Below are 9911 nucleotides of genomic sequence, written 5' to 3' on the forward strand. Positions count from 1 at the left end.
CTGTTAGTCCTGCGTAAACGTCATATCCCTTAATGTCTTCGCCACCGAAAACTTCATCTTTATAATCGGGATAAAAATCTTTAATTTTGTAAAGTGCCATAAGTGTGTAGTTCCTAACTTTTGGTGTGAGTTGCAAGTCCTTTCAATAGGTTCTCACCGTCCCTATTCCGACTTTTCAACGGTCTGAGACAATCGTTATGCTCTTCGGTTAAACTTAGAGCTTAAGACACAACAAGCAAAAAAGCTCGATCTTCAAACGTTAAAAGATAGAAGAAATCGCGCGGGCTACGATTTCACGAGGGGAGAACTGACAAATGCTTACATTCTCGAACCGTTTATAAATTTAATAGTAAGTTTTATCGCTCAATTTTTTCGTCTACCTAAAGAGCGATTTCAGACAATCGATCGAAGCGTATATTTACTTCTTTCGGTAGATAGCCATACAACCTTGGTAAAACGTATCGTTATTTACAGTCAAGAAACTATTTCCGGATACAAAAATGAAAATGAAGATCGAAGTTCGATCGACACTACTTTGAATTTTGTGACCGCGATCGTCGAGGATAAAGATAATGACATATAATAGCCCTTCCCAATCCCAGCCACACATTAATGCAACTCATCCCACCGAACCCATCCCCGTGGACTATCACGATCGCGTCCGCTGGGGTCCCATCTTTGGTGGTATCGTCATTGCGATCGCGGCGCAATTGGTGTTGAGTGCCCTGGGAGCCTCCCTCGGTTTGAGTGCGGGGGCTGCGGGTTCCGCTCCCGGTGCGACCAGCGTCGGTATCTGGTCGATTATCAGCTTGCTGCTGTCTCTATTTTTAGGAGGCTGGGTGATGGCGAGATCTTGCGGTCCGATGAATAGCAAAACAGCTCTGCTCAACGGAGCAATTCTCTGGGCGACGACGTTGGCTTTAAGCACTTGGCTGCTGGCAAGTGGCGTATCGGGTACCTTCGGCATCGTCGCCTCAAATGCCGGGGAAGTCTTAAATCAAGTGCAAGAACCGGGCGGCTTGGCACTCCCGAATCAAGCCCCCGATGTAAGCAGCGCCGAAGCTCGCAATTTAGCGGGAAATGCGGCTAAAGCGGCTTGGTCGTTCTTATTCGGTTCGCTGTTCGGTTTAGTCGCATCGATGATAGGTGCTTCCACAGGAGCGCACAAGCCGAGAGTGTATCGAGCCACACAACCTCAAGAAGTTCATTAAGTTTGAGTTCGCTCAACTTCTTAACAGTTGGGGGAGACAACTGTCTCCCCCAACTGTTTTAACTTAATCCTGCGGCACCCAAACCGAAACCGACCCAGCCGGACAGTGAAATTCTGCCCAACCTTCATCATCTGTGGTGACCGACTCGCTAATATGCTCGGTAATATCGATATACGTTTTGTTAGGCTGACCCACTTCCATCCGCTTGCGTCCGTTGTCGCCGTTGGTGAGAACCACCGCCATGCCACCGGGGTGCTCTTGGGTTCCCAACCGAGTCCAGCCCATGGTGTTGGCGTGGTCGAAGTAATCGTATTGGTCGCCATAGCCGTAGGTACGGCGAGCCTCCAAGAACTTGTCAATCAACCATTTGTGGCTGTCTAACCAAATCTCGTATTCGTTACCGTCCGTGCCGACATCTTTATAGTGAGCGCCGTAATAATCTGCATAAAAAATGCAGGGATAGCCATCGCGGCGCAGCAAAATCAGCGCGTAAGCCAGGGGCTTAAACCACGGCTCAACAACAGATTCGAGAGATTGTAGCGGTTGGGAGTCGTGATTTTCAACCAGAGTGACAGCAAGTGCTGGCTGCTGTTGAACGAGGCTATTGTCGAAAATTTGCCGCAAGTCGTAGTTGTTTCCGCTCTTACTCGCCTGGCTGAAGTTATAGTGCAGCGGTGCGTCGAACAAATTCACATCGCCCCCTGTTATCTCGATAAAATGGTGCAACGCTTCAACTTCGTAAGACCAATATTCACCCACGGCGAATAAGCACCGTCCGGCACGCTCGCGGCAGTCATTAAGCCACTCGGGGAAAAAGCCGGCTCTGACGTGTTTGACCGCATCGAATCGAAAACCATCGATATCAGTTGTGTCTACATACCATTCTCCCCAGCGGACTAATTCCTCGCGCACTTCGGGATGTCCCGCATCCAGATCGCAACCCATGAGATAGTCGTACCCGCCTTTTTCCAGGTCAACATCGTCGTCAAAGGTTTTACCCTCAAATAGGTAAACGGCATTGAAGTCTTCGTCGTAAGCATTATAGTCCACGGCATCGAAATGCCACCAATGCCATTCCATATCCGAGTATTTGCCTTGACGACCCGGAAATGTGAAATGCGTCCAAACCTTGACGGTGCGAAGATCGCCGATGGGTTGTCGGCGGTTGTTGGGGCTGAAGGGCGTTGCTTGTGCCTCTTCGACTTCGTCTCCCCCGAGTTTGTGATTGAGCACCACATCGGCGTAGACGCGTATTCCTGCATCCTTTGCCGTTTTGACCGCCTGGATATACTCATCCTTGGTTCCGTATTTGGTGCGAACCGAACCTTTTTGGTCGAACTCTCCCAAGTCGAACATGTCGTATACGCCATAACCCACATCGTAACCGCCAGCCTTTCCTTTATAGGCAGGGGGCAGCCAAAGGGAGGTAATTCCGGCTTGGGCTAATTCTTGGGCTTTTTCGGTCAGCTCGTTCCACAAACTTCCATCCGGTGGAAGATACCAGTGGAAATATTGCATCATGACACCATTGGGTTCGGACATCGCAGATAACCTCTGTAGTAATTGGGGACTAGACTCTATAGATACGTACTGGGTTTGAGTATCGATCGGGGAATGTTCGAGGAGGCATTTAATACGGAAGTCGCGCTCGATTTTCTCAATATCCCGATAGTTTAGAATTTTTTGGCATCCCGTGACTAGGAAATGGGAGATGGGGAGAAAGATGCGGTGACGCGGTGATGGAAAACAGGAGAAATTTGGATAAGTAGCCTCCCAACGGTCGGCGTTCCTTTGCGTCTTGCGCGCCATGCGGGATTCCGACCGCTGCCTCCTTTGCCCCCAAGACCGGTCTCTCAAAAAATCCCCCGATCGACCTGGGTGGGTTGCCCAAGGACTATAGTTATATGTAACCTTTCTTAAAGAACCTTTCAACAGCCTCTAGTACCGCGAAGGAGCGATCGTGCAGCCAACCGACCACACTAAATTTACCGATAAAGCCTGGGATGCGATCGTTAACTCGCAAGATATTGCCAAGCGCTACAAAAACCAGTACTTAGAGGTCGAACACGTCGCCATTGCCCTCCTCGAACACGCCGACGAGTCCCATCAAATCTTACAGGCAGTGGGGGTGGAGGTGGAATCTTTGCTCCCCCAACTCGACTCCTTTGCCAAGCGTCACCCCAAATTGATGCGCATCGAGCAATTGTATCTGGGGCGCAACCTAGATATTATGCTCGATAAAGCCGAGGAAGCCCGGCAAAATTTCCAGGCAGAGCAAATCGAGGTCGGGCATATGCTGCTGGGGTTTGCCGAGGACGATCGCATCGGGCGGCGCATCCTGAAAAGCTTGGGGGTAGAGCAATCTCAACTCGCTGCGGCTATCGATCGAGTGCGCGCGGCAACCCAGGCGAAAAAAGCTAAAAAAGCGAAAAAAGCCAAAGCCGAACAAGAAGAAAATCCCCTAGAACGCTACGGACGGGATTTGACGGAAGAAGCGCGGGCTGGCAAACTCGATCCGGTCATCGGACGAGATGACGAAATTCGCCAAACTATTGGCATTCTCTCTCGCCGCCGCAAAAATAACCCGGTGCTTATCGGCGAACCGGGGGTCGGTAAAACTGCCGTTGCCGAAGCCCTCGCCCAGCGCATTGTCAATGGCGACGTACCCGAATCTCTGAAAAATCGCCAGCTCATTTCCCTGGATATGGGAAGTTTGATTGCCGTGGCGAAGTTTCGCGGAGAATTTGAGGAGCGGTTGCGATCGGTTCTACGAGCGGTGACGGGTTCCGGCGGACAAATCGTTCTGTTTATCGACGAACTCCATACCGTCATCGGCACCGGTTCGGGGGGTTCCCAGGGAACGATGGATGCTGGAAACCTGCTCAAACCCATGCTGGGGCGGGGGGAATTGCGCTGTATCGGGGCCACCACGATCGAAGAGTTTCGCAAGCATATTGAAAAGGATAAAGCTCTAGAGCGTCGGTTTCAACAGGTGTACGTGGGTCAACCCAGCGTTGAAGATACAATTTCGATTTTGCGAGGGTTGAAGGAACGCTACGAAGTTCACCACGGTGTTACGATTATCGATTCGGCTTTGGTGGCAGCGGCGACGCTTTCCAATCGCTACATTACCGATCGCTTTTTGCCCGATAAGGCGATCGATTTGGTGGATGAGGCGGCGGCAACGTTGAAAATGGAGATTACCTCCAAACCGGCCGAACTTGAAGATATCGAGCGGCGGGTGATGCAGCTGGAGATGGAAAAACTGTCTCTAGAAGCGGAGGAAGAGCGATCGGCGGCGGGAGTCTACGCCGCCTCTCAAGACCGTTTGAGCCGCATTAGCTTGGAAATCGACCAGCTTAAGGACAAACAGCAACAGCTCAATTCCCAGTGGCAAACAGAAAAGCAACTCCTCGATGCGATCGCCAATTTGAAGGAAGAAGAAGAGCAAATGCGGGTGCGCATCGAACAGGCAGAACGGCAATCGGAGTTGGAGTTGGCAGCGCGACTCAAATACGGAGAACTCGCCGTCATCCAAGCCGATCGCGAAGCGCGCGAAGCAGAACTGCTCGAATGGCAATCTCAAGGGATGTCCATGCTGCGCGAAGAGGTCACCGACGCCGATATTGCCGAAATCGTCGCCAAATGGACGGGAATTCCCGTCAATCGCCTCCTGGAGTCGGAACGGCAAAAACTACTCCAACTCGAAGCCCAACTCCACAAACGAGTCATCGGTCAATCGGAAGCCGTCGAAGCGGTTTCGGCCGCCATTCGCCGCGCCCGCGCCGGAATGAAAGACCCCGGACGACCCATTGGCTCGTTCTTGTTCATGGGGCCGACGGGGGTGGGAAAAACGGAACTGGCACGGGCGCTAGCCGCCTCCCTCTTCGACGATCGCGATGCCCTGGTGCGGATCGATATGTCGGAATATATGGAGAAACACTCCGTCTCTCGGTTGGTAGGCGCACCGCCGGGATATGTGGGATTTGAGGAAGGGGGACAACTCTCAGAAGCAATTCGCCGCCAACCCTACTCGGTACTGCTATTCGACGAGGTGGAAAAGGCACACCCCGATGTCTTTAATATTCTCCTGCAAGTCCTCGACGACGGACGGATTACCGATTCTCAGGGTCGGACGGTGGATTTTTGCAACACCGTCATCGTGATGACGAGCAATATCGGTTCCCAGCATATCCTGGAGGTGTCGGGGAAGGAGGAGGATTACGAAGAGATGCGATCGCGAGTATACGAGGCGCTGCGATCGCATTTCCGCCCGGAATTTCTCAACCGCATCGACGATCTCATTCTCTTCCATCCGCTGAGTAAAGACGAACTGCGGGATATCGTATACATCCAGATCGAGCGCATCGAACGGCTGTTGGGAGAACAGAAAATCACCATCGAACTCACAGAGGCAGGAACCACCTATATTGCCGATGCCGGTTACGATCCGGTATACGGCGCGCGTCCCCTGAAACGGGCAATTCAGCGGGAACTGGAGAATCCCCTGGCGACGAAACTTTTGGAATTGACGTTTGTGGAAGGAGATACGATCCTTGTTGATTGTATTGATGGTGTCCTGACGTTTGAAAAGAAAAACTTACCCATCCCAGAACCGGACGTTGGGGCGATCGCCCTACTCGAGAGTGCGCCCTCTGGCGAAGGGTCGATCGCATCCGAAGAGATTGAGCGGCTAAAAGCCCCGGAAGATGTTCGGAAAAACCCCCAAGATTCTGAATGGTCTCGGGGGTCTGAAGACACCGACGATCTAGAACCCGAGACTGGATTAGTCGATGGGTCGATCGCTTCTGAATGGTCTAGTGATGCTGAAGATACCGAAGACACCGACGATCTAGAACCCGAGACTGGATTAGTCGATGAGCCGATTTAACGTTGGGGAGTTTGAGGGGTTAATCGTCTCGCGTTCTCTTTGAGGCGACGACAAATAATATCAAATCCGGTTGAATCGGTTGGATCGGTGCAAAAAAGACAAGGGGAATAGAAGAGTTGTCGTTTATGATGGCTAGATCGAGTGAAATGGTTACACCTGGTACGTGGAAAATTCGATCTGATTTTTGTGTATCCGAGGTGACGGATAACTCGCGGGAAATCCCACTGGCTCTATAGAGGCTAGTCGAGCACCAACCACCCGCGACGAATGGCGTGCAGCATTCGATCGACGGCAGCTTTATCTTCTTCTCCGAGGCGGTCTTTTAAAAATGCAGACTTTAACTCAGAGCGATCGTCTTTGGTAATTCGGCCCGAACACCAAATTTGGCAAAATACGTCGGACGTTGTTTTCTCGAAACGATTGTAGAAGTTCATAAGATTAACAGCCTGTAACTCAAATGGGATCTAGTGAATATCTAGAGAACACTTGTATGGAAGCCCGACGACCGTCGGACTGAATTCCGAAGGGGTACAAATATCCTACAATCTGAATATGAAAGATTTTTGTATCGATCGCCGTGACATTGTCCCATCAGTACGAGCGATCGCGATCGCATCTGAGTCCATCGCCATTGGAATTCGCGTCCCCTTCATCCACACCCGACAACACGGGTTTGTAGATCGTTCGCACTGGGAAAGTAAGTATCCGGATGTTTTTACCCCTCTATTAGCGAAAAAAAGGGATGCAAGAGACTTAACTCGATCTCGCACCCCAATCCATTGACTTAAATTTCGATCGTTTTAATCTCCGTTGGGAAAAGTCCGCCGAAACTCCTCGATCAAATCATCCATTTCTTCAAGCGCTTGATTCACGTCAATTCTGAGAGTTCCCAAATCCGGCCGTTCTAAGAGTCGCACCAGAAATTCTCGCTTGCCTTCGATGGCGGCGATTTGCGATCGAATTGCTGCTTTATCCATGGATCTTAAATTTTTGCGATATTGGCTGGTGAAATTGTACCAGTTACCGTCAATTTCACTTTGGGTATCGCTTCGGCCCCAAATCGGCGACAATCGGTAAAGCATCGCTTTGAGCCTCCATCAAACTCGTCCGGTACGAAAAGCGAGATCTCGCTTTCATCCGATGCAGTTCGTTGTTTCTGTTGTCCGATTCAAGTTCGATGGGGTCAGCACGAGAAGGCTCGATCGATTCGTGCACCCACACCTTTTTTGAATTGTATGCTACGTCAAATATCTCTGGGCAAACTAGGCATCCGTCTTGGTCTTGTCATTACCGTTATCGGCTTTGGAGCCTATTTTGCCGACTACGCCACGCTCAATCTAGCGGGATTTTTTTACGGGATTCCCCTGATTCTCATCGGCTTGGCACTCAAATCTGGGGAATTAAAACCCGTTCCCCTCATCCAACCCACCTCACCGGAGGTACTTGCCCTGCGAGAACGCCAAGCCACCTCCACCCAAACCCAAATTCGCGAAGATATTACCCGCTATCGCTACGGTCAGGACGCTCATCTCGAAGAAGCACTATCCTACTTGGGACTGGGTCTTTCCGAGCAAGAAAGACCCATTATCGAGGGGATACGCGAGGAATCTATTGAGGGATGCTACGCCTTAATTTTGGTATTTGAGTCCCCACTCGTCGCTTTCGAGACCTGGCAGGAAAAGACCGAGAAGATGGAAAAGTTTTTCGGTCCCAACGTGCGCGTGGAAGTGTGCCAACCGGAAGAGGGTTTGGTGGAAGTGGCGATCGTATTCGCCGATGCTGCGCCCGAAGAAGAGAAAGCGTAGAAAAAGCGCCCGTTTTCCAACCCCTCCCCGATCGAGTTTCCGTTGCCCGATCGCTCCACTAGAAACAACGATCTCAGCTTTTCCCTTTCAAAAACTTCAACCAATCTCCTTCAAAAGACTTTCCTTTCAACATCCGGTTCCAGTACACCCAGGGCAACACCGTCTTTTTGAGAACCCACATACTGTAGCGTTCTTGACTCGGATCGAACGGAAATGTCGAAGTGGGTTTTAGGGTGTAATCGAACTCTGCCATCACCGTTTTCCCGTAGCCGGTAATCAGGGGACAGCAAGTATATCCCCCATACTTTCGGGCCCCAGAGCGAGAGTCCATCATGGCTAAAAGATTGCTGACGAGAACCGGGGCTTGTTTGCGAATGGCCGCCGCTGTTTTGGAGGTGGGTAAGGAGGAGGCATCTCCCAAGCTGAACACGTTCGGATACCGATCGTGTTGTAGCGTCTCGCGGTGTACGTCTACCCAACCCGCTGGCGAGGCGAGAGGACTGCGGGCAATAAAATCTGGGGCGCTCATGGGTGGGGCGACGTGAATCATATCGTAGTGGAGACTCACCTCTTCTACCCCCCCATCGGTGGTGACATCAAAAATGGCCTCTCGCGTATCGGGCTTAATTTCTTTGAGACTATGTTTGAACTTGACCTGAATCCCCCGCTCCTCGACAATTTTATCGAGGGTGGCGCGGTACTCGGGCACGGCAAACATACTCGCCCCAGCGTTGCAAAACATCACCTGGGTGCGCTCTCCAACACCACTTTTACCTTTGAAGACATCATCGGCCAGATACATGATTTTTTGCGGCGCGCCGGCACATTTAATCGGCGTGGCGGGGAAGGTGAAAATAGCCGTACCCCCCTGGAAGTTTTGCAGGGTTTCCCAGGTGTAAGGCGCGTATTCTTTGGAATAGTTGCTGGTTACCCCTCCTTTGCCAAGAGCCTCTGGAAGTCCTTTAATTAAATGCCAGTTAATTTGAATCCCCGGACATAGAATTAAGTAATCGTACGTCACCCGCAATCCACTCTCGGTGACGATCGCATTGCCATCGGGTTCGAGTTTCGCAACCGAGTCCCGAATCCAGGTAACGCCCTGGGGAATACAATCTTTTTCGTTGCGCTCGGTTTGAGCCATCTCGAACACGCCACCACCCACGAGAGTCCATCCCGGTTGGTAGTAGTGCTTATCTGAGGGTTCGACGATTGCGATATCTAATGAGGATCGGCTCGCAAGCAGTTGAGCGCTGGCGGTAATACCAGCCGTCCCACCACCAACGACAACAATCTGGTGATGGCGGTTAGATTGGGTGGACTGAGGGGTTTGAGATTGAGTTTGCATCAATTCGTTTAGGTAGAGCGCCAAGGTCATTTATCGATCGCCCACTCAAAACTAAACTCGATCGGGACGGTTCTCGCTGCCGACGAAACTCGAACGTACGAAAGTGCCGCTTGTCTCGAACGTCAAAATCGATCGCGCAAAACCTGTCTTGCCGGCAGTGGGTTGTTTTTCAGGGCGAATGCCGAACATCTTACCTCAATCGACCGCAGCCGAAATACAAAAGAAAAGTAAAATTTTTCGATCGGAAAATTGTCTCTATATACGGTTTGCGGTTTCTGCGCTCCCAAAAACCGATAACCGATCGCCCATTTCTAACCTCGCACGTATCGATCGAGATAAGCTAATCCCGCACCTCCAGACTCTGCTAGGATGCTAACGGCTCGATACAGCGCCACCGAAGCCAGAATCATCCCCGTAGAAAAGTGTGGATTCAAAATCGCCAGAGTGCTGGCTTCAAAAACCCCCAAGCCTCCCGGTGCCCCCGGAACGATCAATCCCAGCAACCAGGCCAAACTAAACGCACCGAGCAAAAGAGGAATTTGTTCGGGACGAAACGAACCCACCGCTAAAACAATCAGTAAAAAACCCGCTCCGCGAAGGATCAAAAACCCTAGTTCTCCCAACCAGGGACGCAGGGGATAGCGAGAAATCTCGAAGTC

The 9911-nt window shown here is 51.2% G+C and carries 8 protein-coding genes and 1 pseudogene; 3 read left to right on the forward strand and 6 right to left on the reverse strand.

The window, feature by feature from the left end; genetic code table 11:
* The first annotated feature begins 572 nt into the window (after positions 1–572).
* Positions 573–1211, forward strand: coding sequence for a hypothetical protein (locus tag IQ235_RS09765; RefSeq protein WP_264321285.1), 639 nt, complete (start codon positions 573–575; stop codon positions 1209–1211).
* Between the two features lie 63 nt (positions 1212–1274).
* Here the strand turns inward: IQ235_RS09765 and IQ235_RS09770 are convergent, their stop codons facing one another.
* Complete coding sequence (locus IQ235_RS09770; RefSeq protein ID WP_264321286.1) at positions 1275–2753, reverse strand: alpha-amylase; 1479 nt, start codon at positions 2751–2753, stop codon at positions 1275–1277.
* A gap of 418 nt (positions 2754–3171) precedes the next feature.
* On the opposite strand from IQ235_RS09770, the gene clpB reads away from it, so the two are divergent.
* On the forward strand, positions 3172–6102 hold the full coding sequence (clpB, locus tag IQ235_RS09775; protein ID WP_264321287.1) for an ATP-dependent chaperone ClpB: 2931 nt from the start codon (positions 3172–3174) through the stop codon (positions 6100–6102).
* Between the two features lie 239 nt (positions 6103–6341).
* Here the strand turns inward: clpB and IQ235_RS09780 are convergent, their stop codons facing one another.
* Positions 6342–6536 carry a hypothetical protein gene (locus tag IQ235_RS09780; RefSeq protein WP_264321288.1) on the reverse strand — a complete coding sequence of 65 codons (195 nt, stop codon included), beginning with the start codon at positions 6534–6536 and terminating at the stop codon, positions 6342–6344.
* A gap of 366 nt (positions 6537–6902) precedes the next feature.
* The gene (locus tag IQ235_RS09785) at positions 6903–7184 is read right to left on the reverse strand and encodes a hypothetical protein (protein ID WP_264321292.1); all 282 of its coding nucleotides are present in this window, start codon (positions 7182–7184) and stop codon (positions 6903–6905) included.
* 153 nt (positions 7185–7337) lie between these two features.
* Between IQ235_RS09785 and IQ235_RS09790 the strand changes: the two genes are divergently transcribed.
* Positions 7338–7907: a DUF2854 domain-containing protein gene (locus IQ235_RS09790; RefSeq protein WP_264321289.1), complete on the forward strand. Its 570-nt coding sequence runs from the start codon at positions 7338–7340 to the stop codon at positions 7905–7907.
* A gap of 73 nt (positions 7908–7980) precedes the next feature.
* Here IQ235_RS09790 and IQ235_RS09795 read toward each other — a convergent pair whose 3' ends face one another.
* From IQ235_RS09795 to IQ235_RS09805, 3 genes and pseudogenes are all read right to left on the reverse strand, one after another.
* Entirely contained in the window at positions 7981–9252 is a 1272-nt protein-coding gene (locus tag IQ235_RS09795; RefSeq protein ID WP_264321290.1) for an NAD(P)/FAD-dependent oxidoreductase, read from the reverse strand.
* Between the two features lie 51 nt (positions 9253–9303).
* Complete coding sequence (locus IQ235_RS09800; protein WP_264321291.1) at positions 9304–9441, reverse strand: hypothetical protein; 138 nt, start codon at positions 9439–9441, stop codon at positions 9304–9306.
* A 122-nt stretch (positions 9442–9563) separates the two neighbouring features.
* Positions 9564–9911: pseudogene (locus tag IQ235_RS09805) on the reverse strand (UPF0104 family protein); the annotation flags it as partial.

The organism is Zarconia navalis LEGE 11467, assembly GCF_015207075.1.
Lineage (GTDB): Bacteria > Cyanobacteriota > Cyanobacteriia > Cyanobacteriales > Geitlerinemataceae > Zarconia > Zarconia navalis.

Bases quoted from the DNA above. Each gene is read 5' to 3' on its own strand.
- IQ235_RS09800 (WP_264321291.1), bottom strand. From the start codon at position 9,441: ATGTTCGGCATTCGCCCTGAAAAACAACCCACTGCCGGCAAGACAGGT.
- IQ235_RS09770 (WP_264321286.1), bottom strand. From the start codon at position 2,753: ATGTCCGAACCCAATGGTGTCATGATGCAATATTTCCACTGGTATCTT.
- IQ235_RS09780 (WP_264321288.1), bottom strand. From the start codon at position 6,536: ATGAACTTCTACAATCGTTTCGAGAAAACAACGTCCGACGTATTTTGC.
- IQ235_RS09765 (WP_264321285.1), top strand. From the start codon at position 573: ATGACATATAATAGCCCTTCCCAATCCCAGCCACACATTAATGCAACT.
- IQ235_RS09790 (WP_264321289.1), top strand. From the start codon at position 7,338: ATGCTACGTCAAATATCTCTGGGCAAACTAGGCATCCGTCTTGGTCTT.
- IQ235_RS09795 (WP_264321290.1), bottom strand. From the start codon at position 9,252: ATGCAAACTCAATCTCAAACCCCTCAGTCCACCCAATCTAACCGCCAT.
- IQ235_RS09785 (WP_264321292.1), bottom strand. From the start codon at position 7,184: ATGCTTTACCGATTGTCGCCGATTTGGGGCCGAAGCGATACCCAAAGT.